This is a genomic window from Candidatus Zixiibacteriota bacterium, assembly GCA_034439475.1.
In the GTDB taxonomy this organism is placed as follows: Bacteria; Zixibacteria; MSB-5A5; order GN15; family FEB-12; genus JAWXAN01.
Genome location: JAWXAN010000007.1, coordinates 67,914 through 87,745, shown reverse-complemented (window position 1 = coordinate 87,745; position 19,832 = coordinate 67,914). Strand labels below are relative to the sequence as shown.

15 protein-coding genes are annotated in these 19,832 nt (G+C 49.5%); all 15 read left to right on the top strand.

Annotated elements, in window-relative coordinates; translation table 11 throughout:
• The first annotated feature begins 18 nt into the window (after positions 1 to 18).
• The 15 genes from SGI97_00775 to SGI97_00705 all read left to right on the top strand — a co-directional run bounded on the left by SGI97_00775 (position 19) and on the right by SGI97_00705 (position 19,832).
• Complete coding sequence (locus tag SGI97_00775) at positions 19 to 2,115, top strand: SpoIIE family protein phosphatase (GenBank protein MDZ4722437.1); 2,097 nt, start codon at positions 19 to 21, stop codon at positions 2,113 to 2,115.
• A gap of 74 nt (positions 2,116 to 2,189) precedes the next feature.
• Positions 2,190 to 2,594 (top strand): STAS domain-containing protein, encoded by a 405-nt coding sequence (locus SGI97_00770; protein MDZ4722436.1) that lies wholly within the window; start codon positions 2,190 to 2,192, stop codon positions 2,592 to 2,594.
• Between the two features lie 451 nt (positions 2,595 to 3,045).
• Positions 3,046 to 4,599, top strand: a complete 1,554-nt coding sequence (locus SGI97_00765; GenBank protein MDZ4722435.1) for a GGDEF domain-containing protein — start codon at positions 3,046 to 3,048, stop codon at positions 4,597 to 4,599.
• 154 nt (positions 4,600 to 4,753) lie between these two features.
• Positions 4,754 to 5,728 (top strand): SLBB domain-containing protein, encoded by a 975-nt coding sequence (locus SGI97_00760; protein ID MDZ4722434.1) that lies wholly within the window; start codon positions 4,754 to 4,756, stop codon positions 5,726 to 5,728.
• A gap of 67 nt (positions 5,729 to 5,795) precedes the next feature.
• On the top strand, positions 5,796 to 6,914 hold the full coding sequence (locus SGI97_00755; GenBank protein ID MDZ4722433.1) for a tetratricopeptide repeat protein: 1,119 nt from the start codon (positions 5,796 to 5,798) through the stop codon (positions 6,912 to 6,914).
• 4 nt (positions 6,915 to 6,918) lie between these two features.
• Positions 6,919 to 7,707 carry a CpsD/CapB family tyrosine-protein kinase gene (locus tag SGI97_00750; protein MDZ4722432.1) on the top strand — a complete coding sequence of 263 codons (789 nt, stop codon included), beginning with the start codon at positions 6,919 to 6,921 and terminating at the stop codon, positions 7,705 to 7,707.
• A gap of 26 nt (positions 7,708 to 7,733) precedes the next feature.
• Positions 7,734 to 8,603 (top strand): DUF3473 domain-containing protein, encoded by an 870-nt coding sequence (locus SGI97_00745; protein ID MDZ4722431.1) that lies wholly within the window; start codon positions 7,734 to 7,736, stop codon positions 8,601 to 8,603.
• Between the two features lie 150 nt (positions 8,604 to 8,753).
• Entirely contained in the window at positions 8,754 to 9,422 is a 669-nt protein-coding gene (locus SGI97_00740) for a hypothetical protein (protein ID MDZ4722430.1), read from the top strand.
• 158 nt (positions 9,423 to 9,580) lie between these two features.
• On the top strand, positions 9,581 to 9,925 hold the full coding sequence (locus SGI97_00735; protein ID MDZ4722429.1) for a lipopolysaccharide assembly protein LapA domain-containing protein: 345 nt from the start codon (positions 9,581 to 9,583) through the stop codon (positions 9,923 to 9,925).
• Positions 9,926 to 9,930: 5 nt separating this feature from the next.
• Complete coding sequence (locus SGI97_00730; GenBank protein MDZ4722428.1) at positions 9,931 to 11,025, top strand: tetratricopeptide repeat protein; 1,095 nt, start codon at positions 9,931 to 9,933, stop codon at positions 11,023 to 11,025.
• Positions 11,026 to 11,066: 41 nt separating this feature from the next.
• Positions 11,067 to 12,068: an SPOR domain-containing protein gene (locus SGI97_00725; protein ID MDZ4722427.1), complete on the top strand. Its 1,002-nt coding sequence runs from the start codon at positions 11,067 to 11,069 to the stop codon at positions 12,066 to 12,068.
• Positions 12,065 to 14,680, top strand: coding sequence for a DNA mismatch repair protein MutS (gene mutS / locus SGI97_00720; GenBank protein ID MDZ4722426.1), 2,616 nt, complete (start codon positions 12,065 to 12,067; stop codon positions 14,678 to 14,680). The genes SGI97_00725 and mutS overlap by 4 nt, the downstream gene beginning before the upstream one ends.
• Positions 14,677 to 16,542: a DNA mismatch repair endonuclease MutL gene (gene mutL, locus SGI97_00715; GenBank protein MDZ4722425.1), complete on the top strand. Its 1,866-nt coding sequence runs from the start codon at positions 14,677 to 14,679 to the stop codon at positions 16,540 to 16,542. The genes mutS and mutL overlap by 4 nt, the downstream gene beginning before the upstream one ends.
• Positions 16,493 to 17,440 carry a tRNA (adenosine(37)-N6)-dimethylallyltransferase MiaA gene (gene miaA / locus SGI97_00710; GenBank protein MDZ4722424.1) on the top strand — a complete coding sequence of 316 codons (948 nt, stop codon included), beginning with the start codon at positions 16,493 to 16,495 and terminating at the stop codon, positions 17,438 to 17,440. The genes mutL and miaA overlap by 50 nt, the downstream gene beginning before the upstream one ends.
• A gap of 151 nt (positions 17,441 to 17,591) precedes the next feature.
• Positions 17,592 to 19,832: a LysM peptidoglycan-binding domain-containing protein gene (locus SGI97_00705; protein MDZ4722423.1), complete on the top strand. Its 2,241-nt coding sequence runs from the start codon at positions 17,592 to 17,594 to the stop codon at positions 19,830 to 19,832.

The following is a 19,832-nucleotide window of genomic DNA, read 5'->3' as shown; positions in this document are numbered from 1 at the left end:
AAGTTAAAGGCGCCATCAATGAGTCGTCCCGTCAAAGAAATCAATGCTGAGTTTCTTGCCGAAGATCGCTACCTCGACAGCCTCAGACAGATAGCGCGTGAAGCCTGTGTTGCGGCCGAAATGCCGCGCAAGACAACCACCGCGGTTCTTCTGGCAATCGAGGAGGGCGCGACAAATGTCATCCGCCATGCCTATCTCTATGAAAAGGGGACTATCCGCCTTCGGATAGTCATCTATAAAAAGCTTGTGGCCTTTTCGCTCATCGACAATGGCCGCTCATTTCAACCCTCTGGAAATGCCAAACTCAATCTGGAGAAATTAGTCGAGTCGGGACGGCGCGGCGGGCTGGGTTTTTACATGATCCAAAAGATTATGGATTCAGTTGAGTATCTCTCGTCTGCCGGCTACAACGAACTCCGCATGATAAAGCGCTTGAGTCCGGCGAGCGAGCAAAGTCCGCCTCTGCTTCGGCGGATGAATACCCTTCGAGCTAAATTTTCAATTTACACCTTTCTGATTGTCAGCCTGATTATATTCGGAGCCTACTACTATGTAAATAACCTGACCACACGGGGACTCTATGACCGGCTCGATAGCACCGTCTCCGCCCTCGGAGCGACAATAGGCGACCAGGCCGCCGGATATGTCCTGAACCAACGCAGTGATGTGGAATTCGACGAACTCATTGTTTCCTATATTCGATCCAACCCTGAACTAAAACAGATTGTACTCACCGACGCCAATGGCTTTGTCACCGCGCACTCAGAAGATACACGAAATATCCGCCAGCTCTATGTGCCTCCCGCTCGAATTACTCCCTCCGCTATAGGCCGTCCCCAGCGGCTGGGGGAAGGAGAGGAGGCCGATAATTATCTGATGCTGCCGATTCGTTCTGGCGGACAGCAGTTAGGATGGGTTCATATCGTCTATTCGTCCTCCGGGATGAAAGAACGACTTGCCGATGCCAGGACGAAAATTATCGCGCTAATCGGCTTGCTTTTAGCAATCGGAGTCGTAGGTATTTACCTGTTATCGATCTACTTTGTAAAACCGATAGTAAAGATAAGCCAGCGCGTACGACGCTTCTCTTTGGGGGATATGACGACTGAACTCCCTCTTGAAGGGGCTAATGAATTTTTCGAGATATCAAGCGCTTTAAATGACATGATGACCCGTATAAGCCGGGATAGAAAAAGTATGATAGAACAAGAGAAAATGGCCAAAGAAATTGAGTTGACCTCTCAAATCCAGAAAACGCTCATGCCTACCACACTTCCTGCCATCGCAGGTTTTGAAATCGATGCCTATTACCGCGCCGCTGCGGTCGTCGGAGGCGATCTCTATGATATTTTTGAAATAAGCCCGGGTCGATTCTGTGTGACTGTTGCCGATGTGTCAGGCAAGGGTCTGCCGGCGTCATTGGTCATGTCCATGTTGCGCACAGTTATCCGTATCTACGCCGATAAAAGTGAATCTCCGCGAACAACCCTTATCGCGGTCAACGATTATATTATCAGAAACCTGCCAGCCAATATGTTCATCACAGTTATGCTCGGAATCTACGATTCAATGGACAGCACGTTTACCTTCGTTTCGGCAGGGCATAATCCGCTCATTGTCTACAGCGGCGCAACAGGCGAAATTCGCCAGCTTAATCCCCCGGGTATGCCGCTTGGCATCCCAGTTGCCCTGCATCAGGATTTTGCAGATCGGCTGACCGAGGAGAAAATTCAACTGCATTCAGGGGATATCTTTTTTGCCTACACAGATGGAATCACCGAGGCTACAAATCGGGAGACCGAGCAGTTCGGAGTCAAGAGAATATTGAGCTTGATGCGTGAAACCTTCGGAGAGAATGGGAGGCCAGAAGAACTCCCTGAAAACAATCATGAAAACAACATTGCCAAGACTCCGTCCACTCTTTCGGCCTTTAGCCAAAGCCTCATTGAGCAGATAGATACTTTTTCCGGTTTTGCAAAACAGGGGGACGACATCACTTTTGTGATAGGGCGTGTGCTGGCAGATACAGTTTTGGTTTCCTCCAATTCACAGATGACCCTTGACGAACTCGAAACGCGGGAGATCAGCCAACTGGATTCTGATACGTCGTCATAGAGAATATTTCCCTTGCCACTCGGGCATTAATGTAGTTTGTTAGCCAAGCGGTAATAAATGGGAAAAACGCTATTATGAATAACATCACTATTTCATTATCCGAGAGCGGACACAGCCGGGAAATTTCAGAAGTTCGCGTTGATGGCGTTATCGACACCATGACCGCCTCCGAACTTGAAGAAATTATCGATTCGCTCCTGAAACGAAGCCGCTACAAGATAGTTATTGATCTGGCGGGAGTCGATTATATCTCATCAGCAGGCTGGGGGATTTTTATTTCTCATATCAAAGATGTCAGAGCCCATGGCGGAGATATAAAGCTTGCGAACATGATCCCTGATGTTTTTGAGATTTTTGAACTGCTTGAATTTGACAATGTCCTCCGTGTGTGCGATTCAGTCGATGAGGCCATTGACCAGTTCGATGCCGCAACTGACCCTGCTGACCGAAAAAAAAAAGAACTGAAGAAGCCCGACTAACACTGGTCGAGGATTTTGTCCTTCCCACTCAGAACACCCCCCACACCGGCAACCAAAATCCTGCTCTATCCTCAAACGGCGCCGATGTCGAATCCGCCCTCCTCTTTCTTGTCCGACAAGACCCATTCCTGACCATATCCGAATTATCTACGATATTGCGGGATATGTCCGAATCCCCAAAGGCCGGATGGTGGACAGTCTTCGGAATACTGAGACGCAAGGGATTGTTGACCTACCGCTCACGCTTCCGTTTCTCCCGCCGCAGGCGCTGACCGCCCTAAGCCATTGCCTACTTTTAGATTGACTTTTTCTCTGTTGTTCCGTAAATAGAGACTGAAAGCACGCAGCATCGTGCATCAAAGGGTTTGGAGTGATTGGCAATGCCGATTATTGGAAGTGTCCTGTTGATGGCTGAAAGTTGTTTTTTTATATCATCACACGGTGAGTGGCGATGAATTCTAATCACGACCGCTCTTCTTCATTACCTATCGATCTTGAAGCGCTCTATAGGTTCGTTTCTCGCGTCCAGACCGCAGAGTCTGAATTTTTAGAACTTGAGCAGGAAGTCTGCGCTGTCGCAGTCCATGCCCTTGGATTTTCAAAAGCAGTTCTCCTCATCAACCTCAATGGCGTGTTCACAATAGCAGGCCACTCCGGCGCTGAAGCATCTGATGCAGAAGCTATTGGATTTGAACTAAAACTTGGAGTGCTTCCTCCATGTGGATATCAGATGGGCCTGAGACCAATTGATGAACTCGATGCTGGCTTGTTACTTGCCACATCGGAATGGATTCGATCGCGCGCTTTCGACACCTGGGTCCCGCTTGTACGGGGTGATACAACCCTGGGTCTGTTCCTTTTACAAACCTCGACGAACAGTAATCAGGAGATGTCGAATCTTGCGATGACTTTAATTGCCCAGGCCTTGTCAGCAAAACTTTCGACCCCAGAAAGCCGCACAATCTCTGACCGATCCAGTTCGCACAAACAGACCCCAGCGCCATTCTCAGCGCCGCTTCAAATAACTGCCAGACCGGTGCTTAAACTTATCAGACATCATAACCCCAAGACACTTACCGGTGAGATAATTGAATTTGTCAAGAGTGAACTCAACCTCGGCAAAGTTGCCTACTGGTATCACTCAACAGAAAAGCCGTCAACTGTTCAGACGGTCTCATTTGGAGTGAGCCAGAATCTGGCCACTCCTGACCCGCAGCTTTTTGACACCCTCGTTGTACTGCTGTCATCGGGTCATCTCTACCGAACCGAACAATTGGACGATCTGCTCCGACAAACTATACCGTGGACCAAAGAGCTGTCACTGGCCGGATTATCCCATGTCGTCGCACTCAATATATCGGGTGAGAGGAGAGGACTCTTAGCGCTCGACCGAATATCTGATGAGCCCGAGATGCGCCAGCGTCTCCAACTATTGCAGACCCTCGCTCGAAATCTGATGGAAAATGCCGAGTCGTTCGAAAAAATCGAAGAACTCTCTTTCACCGACCCGCTTACCGGATTATCCAACCAACGCTATTTTAACCGAAGGCTTGTCGAAGAAATAGACCGCGCCCGGCGCTATGAGCGCAGTGTCGCCCTCGTGATTTTTGATTTCGATGACCTCAAGGGAGTCAATGATCGGTATGGCCATCAGGCCGGGGATGCTGTGATTACCAGTATGGGTAGTATTCTCAGTAACGCTATTCGCACAATCGATGTCATTGCCCGTTATGGGGGGGATGAATTTTGTGTAATCATGCCCGACACCGACCGAACGACCTGCGAACAGTTCATGGTGAGACTTCAGACGACTATTGGCAGCGCTCGTTTTTCTCTTGGAAGTTCCCTCAAAGAAATTGCATGCACAATTTCGCTGGGCGGAGCGGTTTATCCATTCGATGCCGACAACTCGCAAAAGCTGCTGTACGCCGCTGATATGGCTCTCTTGAAAGCCAAAGAGACCGGGCGTAATCGCGCAATGATGTACGAGAGCACAGCCCCCTAACTATCTCACGAATCAGATCTTGACCAATTAAATCTTTACAGCGCTTTTTAGTAACCCTATATTAATGCGGTATAAATCAATCGAACTAAAGTGCCGATTGTGGTATATAAGGATAAACTGAACCGAGGAGTTGGATATCAAACAATTGCGAAAGATGTGTCAATTAATCCTTTTGGCTGGCGCGCTGCTATGTACAGACACTGTCTCAATCGAGGCTCAAACCCGCGAATATCGGATCGGAGCCGAGGACGTCCTTGAAATTAGCTTTTTCCAGGATCCTTCCTTGGATGCCAGTGTGCGAGTCGGACTTGACGGAAAAATAACCCTCGATATTGTAGGACAAATTCAGGCCTCGGGGAAGACGACTGAAGAACTCCAGAGCGATATCATACGGCAAATGTCGCGTCTCAACAAAGATATTTCCCAGACTGTAGTTCGTGTGGTTGCATTCAATTACAACCATGTTTTTGTTATAGGCCAAGTCAACCAGCCAGGAAAACGAACCTTCGAGGAGATTCCTGACCTCTGGGCAATCATTAACGAGGCTGGCGGAGTGGGCGAATTTGGCGATTTAAGCCGCGTTACCATTATTCGTGGAGGCGCGGATGCTGGCAAAGTCGAAGTTGTCAATGTCGCACAGGCCATTGCCAAAAACGAGGTAGACAAACTGCCTAAAATCCGCCGCGGGGACACAATCGAAGTACCTCGCACCGCAGGACAAATGCCATCGGCAAATCTTGGACAGACAACTCAGGCCAAAAACCTGGTCTATGTCATCGGCGCGGTCACCCGCCCTGGCCAGATTGGCTTTGAAGATAATATGGATATCCTTGAACTGCTTTCGCTTGCCGGTGGTCCGACCGAAAATGCCGACCTGAAGAAGGCTAAAATTATCACCAAAGACGGGTTTTATTCTCAAACCCTTCGTTTTGACCTCGAAAAACAGTTCAACCAAAATCTTCCTGCACGTTACACCGTCCGGAGAGAAGATACTTTTGTTATCCCGCCTAAAGGAACTGGCTTTTTGGGCCTCACCCTGACCAATGCATCCATCGTTCTGGGTACAATCACCTCAATTGTCATTCTTCTCGACCGGCTCAGTGGTAATGGCAACACCGTCACAAGATAAACTATGACTCAGGCTAAGTACAACAGCCGAAGACGCCGATAGTAGGAAACATATGGAAACATATCGCATGAGCAGCAAACTCCACGATCAGGAGCGCGAATACCTTATTCAGACGACCAACGATGGCCAGCTTGGATCTGTCCTTACCACAATTTATGTCAACGGCAGGCAAACCGAAGTCATGGTCAATCCCCACCCGGTCGAGGTCAATGCCGAAGAGGTCTTGTCTCTCGTGCGGGTGACTCATGGCGAAAAGAAAAAAGAAATCGAACTCTTGCTTCAGGGATACCATAAAGCCAAAAATACCGGCGACAGCGGCATGATGTATCATCTCGGCACAGCCTTCTTTTATAAAGGTCTATACGCCGAAGCGGTGGAAATGCTTTCCTCAGTTGTGATACTCCAACCCTCCCATCATCAGGCTCTTAATTACCTTGGCATCGCCCTGCGCCTGTCAGGCCGGACCGAGGAGTCCGTTCAGGCGGCCTCGGCCGCAGTACAACAGTGTCCGGCATTTGCTGATTATCGCAATAACCTCGGGGAATCCTTTCTTTTAGCCGGATCTATACAGGCGGCCCTTCGAGAATTTAAAGAGGCCACTCAGATAAATCTGTATTATAGCGATGCCTATTTCAATCTGGGAATAACTTATCTCACCCTTTTGATTAGCGGAACAAATCCCGAAGCAGAGTTGTCTCAAGGCAGCATGAGAACGAAAGTAACTGATGCGATTTACAAAGCTTCGCTTATCTATCCCCAGTTTAAGAGTTCTGCCTTCGACGACGGCATGAGATTGCTTGAACACGAAGACTGGAAATTGGCGCTTAATCAGTTCAAAAGAGTCCGCGAGGCTAAAAAGGAAGCGCATCGTCAGGAATTTTCCACTTTTCACATGAGATTCATTTTGCATCCCGATTTCGTCTCCGAGAAAGCTATCTCGGACAGAATAGATTTCCTCCAGGCTGAAATTTCAAAAAATCCAAACTATGTGGATTTAATGGCGGAATTGGCGCAGTGTTACGAAGAACAAGCAAAACTGATCTGGCAAAAGGCAATCGTGCACTATACAAAATGCCTGCAAATAAGCCCGACAATGACAGGAATTGTCTCCTCACTCCGTGATGCCGAAAGTGTGCTTAATGCCATGAACAAGCCTTCCACCGCCCCAGCCGAGAGACGGTCATAAGCCCATGTCAGGTGTACAGCTTTCACTCGTCGACTTTTTTGCCTTTGAATCTCCATTTGCCACAGAATTCAGACGGCTCCTGGTTAACCTCAAACAGCACAGCAAAAAAGGTGAACTCAAATCAATCCTCATCACCTCCTCCACGTTGTCCGAGGGGAAATCAACAATTTGCAGCTTTCTCGGAATGACCGCCGCAAAAAAAGGACTTAAAACGCTCCTTATCGACTGCGATCTGAGGCGTCCCACGCTGCACAAAAATTTTGTTCTGGCTCGCGATTTGGGATTGGTTGAAATACTATCCGAAGGGGCTGCGGTCAAAAGCACTATTAAGAAGACCGGACTGGATAAACTTGATATTATCACCGCGGGAAAAGCTACTGCCCATCCGGCCGATATTTTCGATGCTAAAGCGCTTTCATCCCTGATTGCCGAGATGAAATTCTATTATGATCTGATCCTTGTCGATTGCGCTCCTGTGTTGCCTGTCTCCGACCCGATGCTTCTGGCGCAGGAAGTTGATGGAGTACTCATGGTTGTTAAAGCCGGGGAAACCCAGCGCGATCTCACCAAACGTGCGACGGAAATTTTGAACTCAAGCGGCGGCGCTATTGTTGGAGTTGTCATGAATAATATGAACGACTCGCTGCCGGCCTATTATTCATACAGCCACTATGATTATTATTCATCAGCCGAGGAAGAAAAGCCCCGCCGAAATAAAGGCAATGCCCCTCCTCAGCGCAAGCTGCCTGTTTCCATCGAAGAGATGCCAAAGCGAAATACCATTCCGCGCTAATCTGCAAGCGAAGAGGGTGGTCACACATGCCCGAACAACTTAATATCCTGACTGTCGACCTCGAAGAATGGTTTGTGGTTGAGATTCTCCGCGAAAAATATCCCTTTGAACAATGGCCCGCCCTCCCTTCGCGGGTGCAGGAAAACAGCTACCGCCTGCTTGATCTTTTCAACCGCAAGCATGTGCGAGCGACATGGTTTGTCCTCGGTTGGTGTGCTGAACGCTATCCGAGGCTTATTAGCGATATAGCCGCCGAAGGACATGAAATAGCCTGCCACAGCTATCAGCACCGCCGCGTTGACCAGCTCACACCGGAAACATTCAGAGAAGACACGCAGAGAGCGCTTGAAGCCATCCAGCAAGCCTCCGGTGTTCGCCCCTTTGGTTATCGCGCCCCAAGCTGGTCGATTAACGCCAGCATACCATGGGCGTTCGAAATTCTTGGCGAACTCGGCTTCGATTACGACAGTTCAATTTTCCCCATCAAACATGATCTCTATGGCATCCCCGACGGACCCAGACAACTCTTCAAAATGTCCCTCAGCGAGGGACGGTACCTTTTCGAATTGCCGGCCTCGACTGTTCGCCTCTTTGGCCGAAACCTTCCCGTAACCGGAGGCGGATACCTCCGTCACTCCCCCTTTTGGTTTTCGCGGCAAATGGTAAAGAGACTGAATAATAAGGGCATTCCCGCCGTCATCTATATCCACCCCTGGGAGTTCGACCCTAATCCGCCCAAAGCAAACGGATTGTCTCTCTCGCAGAGTTTCCGCACCTACGGCTCAACGGACATCTTCGGCCTAAAACTGGAACAATTGCTCTCGGAGTTCAACTTTACTACCGTGATTGATTACCTTGGTTCGTTTACACGACAGAAAATCGGATTTGAACGATAACGTATGGCGCAAAGCGCCTCGAGCAATGCCCTCAGTTCCCAACCAAACCGGACTGATATTTTTCTGGCATATTTCACCGACAATGAGTTATATTTAACTAGGATGACCATAGGACTTTTGGCAAAGAAAGATAGGATTAAGGAGTAAACGATGAAACAAATGCTGTTTGCCGCCCTGGTGTTGGCGATTGCCTGTTCATCTGCCGAAGCTGGCCGCAAAAAAGAAAAAGCCGGAGACCTTGAAGGACGAATCTATCAGGACAATAGCTATGATTTCTCATTGACCGTTAACGAGAACTGGCGCTCAAAAATTGGCGCCGAGAAAAGTAATTTTCGTCTTATTCTGACCCAAACCAACCATAATATCCCGCCCGATTACCTTGAGACTCCTGATTACGCCCAGGTTCCCCGATTGGCAATTTTTGCCGACACGACAACCTTAAGCGCTTCGGCCTTTCTCGATTCACTCCTGAGCCGGTCATTTGCGTCAAAACAAAAAAGCGAGATTCTTAAAGAGTTTGATATTCTCTCCGAACCGGATGTCGTGCCCAAGGGAAAGAAGCCCATGACATTGGCCGGCCAGACTGCCATGCGCTGGGATGGACAGGCCAAATACATGAAGGAAGTTTCTCTTTCGGCATCTTCTGTCGGCGGCAAACGGATAAACAGCTCCTATGGCGGCTCAATTGTAGCCGTCAAGAAGGACAACACCGTTATCCTCTTTCATTTAATTTGCGAATGGCCTTCCTATGAGCAAGTCTCCGGCGAGGCAATGTCAATAATTAATTCTCTTGCCTGGGTCCAAGCCCCAAAAGAATAAAAATGAGCGCCTCATGGCTGGAGGCTCATTAGAATGTGATAAGAAAACATCGTCTTAGCAATTGACGGCGATGTCCGCCTCGTGTATACTACAACTATGAAAGCACCTTTATTGACTCAGGAAGAGGCAGTGTTATGTGGGCGCTGAGAATGCTTCTCATGACCTTACTCATAATCATTGTCATAGCCTTTGCCTTTAATAATGTCGGCACGAACCAAAAGATCGATGTCAACCTACAGCCTTTCTATTACAATTACACCCAAGTCCCGCTATTGACTGTCGTTATGTGGTCGGTTATCGCCGGAATGCTCATCTCGATCTTGCTCTTTATCCTGATGTACATAAAAATGGCCGTGGGCATTCGTTCTGCCAACACTAAAATCCGCGCGCTTGAGTCCGAGATGGCAATTTTGCGCAATCGGCCGATCGAAGAGTCAGTCGATTTACTTAAAGGACTCGACAGCCGAAAGCACGAAATTAAGTCGGTCTTTGATGAGGTCTAAACTGGATGTCTGACGCTGTCTTATTTCTTCTGGTCCTGCTCCTTGGAGCGATATGTTTCTATCTCGCCTATGATCGAATGAAAGCAAATTCGGTCAATAGCGACTCTTCGCAGTATGTCGATTCTCTCAAAGATTTGCTCGATGGAAGAGAAGAGGCGGCATTTTCAAAACTCCGCCAAGTGGTAGCCGAAGACACAAACAATCTCGATGCCTATCTTCGGCTCGGCGCTATTCTCCGCTCCAACAAACAGCCCGAGCGAGCCTTGCAAATTCACAAAGACCTGACCCTCCGCACCACCCTGAGTCGCAATGAAAAAATATCCATACTGAGGCAATTAGCCGCAGATTATACCGCCCTCGGCGAACCCTCCACTGCCGAAAAGGCATTGCGTGAATTGATCTCGCTTGACAGCCGCGACCGATGGGCCCATGCCTCGCTTCTCAAACTTCATGAACAGTCGGGCAATTGGGATGGAGCATATGAAACAGCCACCCATATTCTCAAATTGGAATCTAACAAATCCAAAAAACCACTCGCTCGGCTGAAATATCTTGCCGGCGAAGACCTCTTCAAAAAACGAGAATACCACAAAGCCCGCGTTGCCCTCAAAGAAGCCATCTCTCTTGACCCCGCATATGTTGCCGCCTATCTCGCAATTGGAGATTCGTACTACGAAGAGAAACGTTTCGAGGACGCCGTCAATATCTGGAATAAACTCATCACAACCTTTCCTGAGCAGGGTGACAAAGTTATCGAACGCCTCAAAAAGACCCTTTTTGAACTTGGACGCTATGGCGAAATCGTGGATATCTGCCAGACAATCCTTGTGCATGCCCCAAAAAACGGCGAAGCCCGTCGCACACTCGCCCGGCTGAGCGAAAAAAAGGGAGACCTCACCTCAGCCATCGAAATCCTCGAGCAGATTGTCGAGGACACCCCGGACGACCAAATCGCGCTCTTTGAGCTTGGACGGCTCTATATTGAAAAAGGGGAAAAGAAAAAACTCGACACCTTGGTGCGAAGTCTCAAACGGAAATCCGGAGCCGGGTTCACCGTCGATGGATTTACTCGCTCTGATATGTCCAGAGTTTCAGTCTGATCGTTTTCATGCTTCGCAGATTTCTTGGAGTTATTACATAGATGAAATCATTCATATTTCTTTGCGCATGTTTTTTCGCTTTTCCATCGCTGACCCACACGCAGGATATTTATTCCATAATCATGCGGGGGGATGTGGCCCAAGCCCGGCGGATTCTCACTTCGCAGACACCGGCCAATGCCTCAATCGGCGATAATCTGTTTTTTCAAAGTTTGCTCGAACGGCGGGCCGTCCGCTCAGCCGAATTGCTCAAATCGGCCATCTCAAAAGGACTCGCCCCCCGCTTTCAGGAAGAAGCGCATCTACGGCTTGCCCAATTCTATTTTGCAAAACATGATGCCGCCAACCTCGCCAAAGTATCCGAAGCCTATCGCTCACAATGGCCACAAGGCTCACTCATCGCCGACATGACCCGCTTTGTTGTCATGGCCGATGAGTGGAATAGTCGTGAGAAAATAGCCCTGAAAACAATCGATCAGTTTCTCCTCGAACACAAAAGAGGTCCCTATGTCGATCTGGCTACAATAGACAAAGCCCGTTTGCTTGCAAGCTTAAAAAAACAGCTGGCAAGCTACAAACCCCTCAAAGACCTTGCCCGTCAAAAATCCGGACTTGGGGTCTCACAGGCTCTTTACCTGTTGACCAATGATGCCCTCGCTCAAGGCAAGACTGACGATGCCGTCTTTTATTACAATATCCTGCGCGAAGCATATCCCTCATCAATTGGACTCGATGCCATTGTCGATAATCTGGCCCAGGCCGATATGTCACAGGACACAAAATCCGCTGAAAAAGCCGCGCGTCTTACCGGAACCTATTACGCGGTCAAAATCGGCGTCTTTTCAAGCAAAGAAAATGCAAAAAGACAGGTTGATTTGTTCAACACCTACAGCGAAAAGATGGAGACCGAAGACAAAAATATTTCAGGGAAACGTTATCATATCGTCTATATCGGTCGCTTCGCATCATTTGAAAAAGCGACTACCTTCAAAGAAATGCTCGAAGAGCGCAACGGCGAGGCCTATCAAGTGGTGGCTCGATGAATGAAGACAATCCCTCTGCCTCTCACCTAACACCGCTCATGCGGCAATATTATGCCGTCAAATCCCAGCACCCCGACAAGATACTTTTTTTTCGTATGGGTGATTTCTACGAAATGTTCGGCGATGACGCCGTGCAAGCCGCGCCAATCCTCGGCATAGCCCTCACCTCGCGCTCACATGGCCCGCATGACCGCATCCCGCTTGCAGGCGTGCCATATCATGCCGCCGAACGCTATCTTGCGAAACTACTCGAGAGCGGACTCAAAGTGGTTATCGTTGAGCAGACCGAAGATCCAAAAAAAGCAAAGGGTCTCGTCAAACGGGATGTGGTCGAAATCCTTACCCCCGGGACATCATCCTTTGACCTCACCACAAATAACACGCCTCAGAGCTCCTCCGGGCTGGCTGCGGTGTACGGCAATGGAAGCAAAAATCTTGGTCTGGCCTGCCTCGATTTTACAACCGGAGCGTTCGTTGTCGACGAAGGCAGCCGCGATGAGATGCTCGAGCGTCTGAAACTGTTCCAGCCATCTGAAATTCTTATCGCCGAGTCCGCAGTTGAATCTGAACTTTCGCGCTTTCTCAAACAGGATTACGGTGCCTCGCGGCTGACTCCATTCAGCGATTGGCATTTTGATTTCAAAACAGGCGAGCGCGATTTGACCGCGCACTTTGAAGTGCGCACCCTCGAGGGTTTTGGCCTGACAAACACGCGCCTTGCAGTTTCCGCCGCGGGCGCTATAGTGCGCTACCTCAAAGAAAATCAGCGCGACCAGCTCGGTCACCTCACAAAAATAAGTCGTCTCAACGATTCCGAAGTCATGACTCTTGACTATGGCACCGTTCGCAACCTTGAGCTGATATCCAGTCTCGCCAACGGCACAGCCGAGAACTCTTTATTTTCAGTTATAAATCTCTGTCAAACCACCGCTGGAAGCCGACGTCTTCAACAGGCCCTTTTGCGTCCATTCAAAACAAAAACAAAAATTGAACTGAGACAACAAGGGGTTGCCGAGTTTGTCACAAATCGGCCGCTCGCCTTGCAACTTCGCGAAGCCATGAAACGCCTGCCCGACCTTGAGAAACTCGCTGGCCGACTTGGAATCGGACGCATCTCGCCCAGACAGCTCGGCGGTATCAGAGACGGTCTTGTTCTCGCCAAAGAACTTGGCGCTCTCCTTGTCAAAGCTTCAAGCGAGCATTCTGTTTCTCTCTGCCATGCCCTTCCTGACCCAACCCCGTTGATCGTGGTGCTTGCTCGCGCCCTGCCCGATGACCCGCCTATGACCGCCAACAAGGGGGGGATTTTTAACCAAGGCTATTCCGAGAAGCTCGACGCCCTCAATTTATCGATTAAGGAAGCGCGCACATATATCGCCTCACTCCAACAGAGCGAGCGCCAGAAGACCGGAATTAACTCGCTCAAAGTCGGCTATAATCAGGTCTTCGGCTACTATATCGAAGTGACACGGACACACACAAATTCTGTCCCGCCCGATTATATCCGGAAACAGACCTTAGTCAATGCCGAGCGTTATATCACACCCGAGCTCAAAGAAAAAGAAGAATTGATCTCAGCCGCCGAAGAAAAAATCTTTTCCCTCGAAGAATCGCTCTACGAAGACTTAGTTGAGTCGGTCGCTTGCCACATTGCCTCAATTTCCCAGACGGGTGAGTTGATGGCCGAGATTGATCTTATCGTATCACTCGCCGAGCTTGCAGTTAAAAACAAATACGTCCGGCCCGAGATATACCCGGACACACGATTGGAAATCACAAATGGCCGACATCCGGTAATCGAAGCCGTTCTGCCTGCCGGAGAGTTTATTGGAAACGAAACCATCTTTCTATCCGAGGGGAAACGAATCCATATTCTGACCGGCCCCAATATGTCCGGTAAATCGACATACCTTCGCCAGATCGGACTTATCGTGATACTCGCCCATATTGGATCCTTTGTCCCGGCCGATTCCGCCGCAATCGGACTTGTCGACCGGGTTTTTACCCGGGTCGGCGCCCTTGATAACCTTGCGCGGGGACAATCAACTTTTCTCGTCGAAATAGTGGAGACGGCCAATATCCTGCACAACGCAACCGCACAGTCGCTGGTCCTGCTCGACGAAGTCGGGCGGGGGACATCGACATTCGACGGTCTTTCTGTTGCATGGTCAGTTGTCGAATACCTCAATGAACACAACAAATCCCGAACAGTGTTCGCCACCCACTATCATGAACTCACCGGTCTTGCGGCCCTCTATGACACCATCGCCAATTATCAAGTCGCGGTCAAAAAATGGCAGGAGTCAGTTATTTTTCTGCACAAAATCGTTCCGGGTGGCTGCGATGATTCATACGGAATCGAGGTCGGCCGCTTGGCGGGGCTTCCGCGTCAGGCTATAACCCGCGCCAAGCAAATCCTCAAACTGCTCGAGTCCGGCAAATTCTCGCAGAGCGAAATAGGCAAATCGGTCTATGTCGATAAGATGCAGCCAACACTTTTTGACGCCCCGCCCTCAGCTGTCGAAACCGCACTGCGCGAACTTGATCTTGACACGCTATCGCCTATCGATGCCTTTGAGCTGATTCGGCGATGGCACGCGGAGCTTTCATGACAGCGCCCGCTCCACGCTGGATTCGCCCGCTTTCCGAACGGCTCATCAATAAAATAGCCGCCGGTGAAGTTATCGAGCGACCATCGGCAGTTGTCAAAGAATTGGTCGAAAACGCCCTCGATGCCGGGGCGACAAGTATCGATGTCTTCATCGAACAATCAGGGGTCGGTCTCATAAAAATTGTCGACAACGGCTGCGGAATTGCCGCCGAACAGATTGAAATAGCTTTCTCGCGCCATGCGACGTCAAAAATTTCAAATTTCTCGGACCTGGACAGCATTCAGTCCTATGGCTTCCGCGGCGAAGCCTTGCCGTCGATAGCCTCGGTCTCACGTATGCGCATGACCTCGCGTCCGGCCTCGCAGGAGACCGCGATGGAAATCCGCTTCGAAGGAGGCGTGCTCCAATCAAAACTGATATCATCCTGTGTGCCCGGAACGATTGTCGAAGTAGCCGATCTTTTTTTCAACACCCCGGCCCGGCGGAAATTTCTCAAAGCCGAATCGACTGAATCGCGCCATATCTCTCGAACCATGACCGCCCTTGCGATTGGGCGATTCGATGTCGGCTTTTCATTTACTGTAAATTCTCGAAATATCTTTTCGCTTCCCCCACGGGGCACCCTCGGCAATCGTGTAAGCGAATTGCTTGGCGGACAGAAACAATTTATCGAAGTCACCGGAGAGCGTGGGCCAGTAAAACTCCATGGATTTATTGGTCTTCCCGAATCGAGCCAGCGTGACCGCTGGGGGCAATATATTTTTATCAATGGCCGGCTTGTCCAGTCAATCACCCTCGGCCATGCCTTCGCCGCCGGATACGGCGAACTTCTCCCACGCGGACAGTACCCCATCGGCGCCCTCCTTTTGACTATTGACCCAAGCGAAGTCGATGTCAATGTCCATCCGGCCAAAACCGAAGTCCGCCTCTCGCGTGAGCGCGAAATTCACGACACTATCCACCAGTTGATAAAGAGTGTCATCCGCAAAGATGACATCATTCCGACATTTCATTCATTCGCTGAACCTGAGTTGCAGGGACGCCAGTTGAACGCTCTCATTTTCCGGCCATCGCTGGAATCATCACAATACTCGCAAAAACAATTTTCTCCCTCGGCATCCGCGACTCAAGAGCATACGACCGGCATTAGAGATGATAAGTCAGAATTTCGAGTCGACCCCGTAACGGGCGAGATTCTCGATGAACCGATGCCCGCCCTGCCAACATTTCGCGATGAAAATCTTCCCCAGCCAGCCAATCAAATCACACTGCCGGGTTCCGATACTGCAAACGAGGAACTAAGTCTGGTCGGACGCTTTGCCGATCTCTACCTTTTGTTTCAACGTGGCAAAAATTTGCTCATTGTCGACCAGCACACCGCCCATGAGCGGGTTCTCTTTGAACAGACCCTGCGGGACCTCGAACGAGAATCCATGATTGCCCAGCGCCTTCTTCTGCCAGTTCAAATCAATCTCTCCCCGGAGCAGTTTGCGCTATTTGATGAAGCCCAGTTGATATTGAAAAGTTCCGGTTTTGAAGCGTCGCATTTCGGTGGCCGCACGATTATGATCGATGCCGTTCCCGCAATTCTCTCTCGAAAATCCCCGGAACGGATCACGCTGAAAATACTCGATGATATAGGCTCGCTCAGAAAAACCGGCTACGATTTGAAAAAAGCTGTTGCCCAGTCAGTGGCCTGCCGTGCCGCAGTCATGAAAGGGGATAAACTCTCAGACCGAGAGGCTGTCGGCTTGATCCAAAGTTTGCTTCGCTGCGAGAACATGTATTCCTGTCCCCACGGACGTCCGACTTTTGTCAAGATTACCAGCCGCGATCTCGATCGACAATTTGGACGTGGCTGAGATTCCCCGAATCCCAATCATCTGCGGCCCAACCGGAGCCGGAAAAACCGATGCCGCGCTCAAGTTGGCAGAAAAATATCCCATCGAAATCATCTCAGCCGACTCACGCCAAATTATCAAACATCTCAATATCGGGACAGGTAAACCGACGGTCGCTGAACAAAACAAGGTACCATTTCACCTCATAGATGTCATAGAGCCGGGCGAGAGGTATTCGGCCATGAGATTTCTGGTCGATGCAACTCGAGCAATCAAAGATATTCTCGGGCGCGGGAAAATGCCAGTCATAGTGGGCGGAACCGGTTTGTATCTGAACGTGCTCGCAAACGGCGTCATCGAGATCGAGGAAGAGGAGTTTGCTATAAGACAGCAACTCGAAGAAGACCTTAATCGGCTTGGCGCCAATCACATGTGGGAGCAACTCCAGGCCATCGACCCCCTCGAAGCCGCAAAAGTCCATCCAAATAATACTGTCAGACTCATTCGAGCCCTTGAAATTTTCAGACAGACTGGAAAAACAAAGAGTGACCTGATTGCGACAGGAGTGTATAAAAAAAGTGGCTATCTGTTTGACTGGTATTGTCTGGCTCAACCCAGAGAAATCCTCTATGAACGGATCAATGGGCGAGTTGATAAAATGATAGAGGCTGGACTGTTAAACGAAGTAACCGGTCTGCTTACGGCTGGTATGGGCACAAAACAGGCGTTATCCGCTGTTATAGGGTACGGTGAGTTAATACGCCATATTGAGGGACATTATTCAATTGATGAGGCAATCGCAATGATCAAGCAAAACAGCCGTCGGTATGCTAAACGGCAATTAACATGGTTCCGAAACCAGGTAAAATCCACCTTTTTCACCGAAGGAGACAGTCTAACGCGGTTAGTTGCCCTCTAAATGCTTGCTGCAAAGCGCGTTAGGAAACCGCTTGACAGTTGGTTTTACAATTTCATATATAAGTATAGGTTCAGTACCTGTCAAGAGCGGGATGCCGATAGCCGATACTGTACTGAAGAACCATAAAACCTCGTTAGTTAGGAACCGATCTATGACCTCTCGAAAGTTATCGGAACTCCAACGGATATTTGTTGCCGCGCTTGTACTTTTCATTATTGCGATAATGTCCTCCTGTGGCGGCAAAACATCGGCGCCATCGCCAGTTGCCGATGAATCTTCGTCCACAGAATCCAAGCCTGCCGACACTGTTTCAACAGGACTCGTCGAAATCCCACCTGCGTCAATTCCTGTAGATAAGAGTATTGAAAAAAGGATAGGCCATTATGGCTCATCGGTCTATAAGACTGAGCCACGCAAAATAGACACATCAGCGAACGAAGATTCTTCCGACGACGGTTCTGGACCTGCCGCAAGCAACAACGAAGACGATGCCAAGGCTGTCGATGACGACATCTGGCGGTTGTTTGAAATTGCCGACGACTACTATGCGATGGGTGTTATTGCCAATCAAGAAGCAAGCTGGGAAGAGGCGCAGTATTACTTTGAAAAATCTTTGGGTATACTCGCCAATCTCGATATTGAAGCCGATTCAACAGCGGCCTTGACCCCCGAAGCAAAAAAATATAACACCCAGTTGAGTAATGTCATTTCCGACTACCGTGTCACACTCCGCTCGCTTGGCCGCCTCGAAGAAGACGCTCCGCCTTCGGTTTTGATCGAACGCTTTGCCGCTCTTGCGCCGCGACTCGGGAGCGATTCCTTACAAATCTATAGCAACGAATCTCAGCCGGTTGTCTATGACCTGCCGGTTGTGATGAACGAACGAGTCAAGAAATCAATCGTCTATTTCCAAACCGTGGCCCGCGAAGCCTTTGTCCGTTTTCTCTCCCGTTCCAAACGCTATGAAGCTCTCTATAAGGATGTTCTCAGCCAGCATGGACTCCCCCATGACCTTGTCTACCTCTCTATGGTAGAGTCGGGCTTTAATCCCCATGCCTATTCATGGGCGCGAGCTATGGGTCTATGGCAGTTTATTGCTTCGACCGGCCGCATGTACGGACTCAAACGCGACTGGTGGCTTGACGAGCGCAAAGACCCGGTAAAATCGACTCATGCCGCCGCCCGCTTTTTGAAAGATTTATATACCCAGTTCGGCGATTGGGAGCTGGCCATGGCGGCCTATAATTGCGGTCCCGGAAGAGTCAGCCGCACACGCACTAAACAGGGCACTGATGATTTCTGGCAGATGAATCTGCCCCAGCAGACCAAAGATTATGTGCCGCTTATTTTTGCCGCGACAATTATTTCAAAAGACCCTGAAAAGTACGGATTTTTTGATATTGTCTACGATGAAAATCTCAATTGGGAGGAGGTCACAATAAATAAGTGTCTTGACCTTAAGACCGTTGCAAGCGAGGTCGGCTGTACTGTTGAGGAAATCAAAGCTCTTAATCCTGAACTTCTGAGAAACAACACCCCACCCAATGTCAAAGATTATGTCCTAAAAGTCCCGGCTGGCAAAAAAGATATGTTCTTGGCCTCATATGAAAATATGGTTTCGACCCAGCAGACCAACTGGACAAAACATCGTATTCGGCGCGGCGAATCGATCGCCTCTATTGCCGCAAAATACGGCGTCTCGAAATACGCCCTCCTCGAAGCCAACGCAATGACTCAAAAGACCAAAATAATTTCTGGCAAAGACCTCATTGTGCCGGTTCCCACTGATACCGATTATTCCGACAACCGAAAATCTGACAAACCGAAATACGCCGCAAGGAATTCGGTCTATACTGTGCGCTCAGGCGACACCATGTGGGATATAGCCAAAGCCTTCAATACCTCGGTCGATGCCCTCAGACGCATGAATTATCTCGAAGGTGGCGCGCGCATCTATGTCGGCCAAAAATTAAAGCTTCTTTCCGATGGCGTTAAAATGAAGGGCGGCGATGATGACTCGGGGCCGGTCATGGCGGCCAAAGATCCACAAAAGTCATCGGCAAGCGGTACTTCGGCTGGCTCTAACTATACCGTGAAATCAGGAGATACCATATGGGATATAGCCAAGCGATTTAATATAACCGCAAGCAGCCTTCGTGATTTAAATGGCTTGAACCGGTCATCGGCGATTTATCCCGGACAGAAATTAAAAGTCGGCAATGGCTCTGCCGATGGTATCGAATTTATCATTCACCGCGTCCAGAGCGGCGATACCATCAGCCGGATCGCGCGAACTTACCGCACGAGTATCTCACGGATTCTTGAGAGCAACGGCCTCGCTGATGCCAACAATCTGAAAATCGGCGACAAGCTGAAGATTCAAAAGAACTAA

Bases quoted from the DNA above. Each gene is read 5' to 3' on its own strand.
- SGI97_00775 (MDZ4722437.1), top strand. From the start codon at position 19: ATGAGTCGTCCCGTCAAAGAAATCAATGCTGAGTTTCTTGCCGAAGAT.
- SGI97_00770 (MDZ4722436.1), top strand. From the start codon at position 2,190: ATGAATAACATCACTATTTCATTATCCGAGAGCGGACACAGCCGGGAA.
- SGI97_00765 (MDZ4722435.1), top strand. From the start codon at position 3,046: ATGAATTCTAATCACGACCGCTCTTCTTCATTACCTATCGATCTTGAA.
- SGI97_00760 (MDZ4722434.1), top strand. From the start codon at position 4,754: ATGTGTCAATTAATCCTTTTGGCTGGCGCGCTGCTATGTACAGACACT.
- SGI97_00755 (MDZ4722433.1), top strand. From the start codon at position 5,796: ATGAGCAGCAAACTCCACGATCAGGAGCGCGAATACCTTATTCAGACG.
- SGI97_00750 (MDZ4722432.1), top strand. From the start codon at position 6,919: ATGTCAGGTGTACAGCTTTCACTCGTCGACTTTTTTGCCTTTGAATCT.
- SGI97_00745 (MDZ4722431.1), top strand. From the start codon at position 7,734: ATGCCCGAACAACTTAATATCCTGACTGTCGACCTCGAAGAATGGTTT.
- SGI97_00740 (MDZ4722430.1), top strand. From the start codon at position 8,754: ATGAAACAAATGCTGTTTGCCGCCCTGGTGTTGGCGATTGCCTGTTCA.
- SGI97_00735 (MDZ4722429.1), top strand. From the start codon at position 9,581: ATGACCTTACTCATAATCATTGTCATAGCCTTTGCCTTTAATAATGTC.
- SGI97_00730 (MDZ4722428.1), top strand. From the start codon at position 9,931: ATGTCTGACGCTGTCTTATTTCTTCTGGTCCTGCTCCTTGGAGCGATA.
- SGI97_00725 (MDZ4722427.1), top strand. From the start codon at position 11,067: ATGAAATCATTCATATTTCTTTGCGCATGTTTTTTCGCTTTTCCATCG.
- mutS (MDZ4722426.1), top strand. From the start codon at position 12,065: ATGAATGAAGACAATCCCTCTGCCTCTCACCTAACACCGCTCATGCGG.
- mutL (MDZ4722425.1), top strand. From the start codon at position 14,677: ATGACAGCGCCCGCTCCACGCTGGATTCGCCCGCTTTCCGAACGGCTC.
- SGI97_00705 (MDZ4722423.1), top strand. From the start codon at position 17,592: ATGACCTCTCGAAAGTTATCGGAACTCCAACGGATATTTGTTGCCGCG.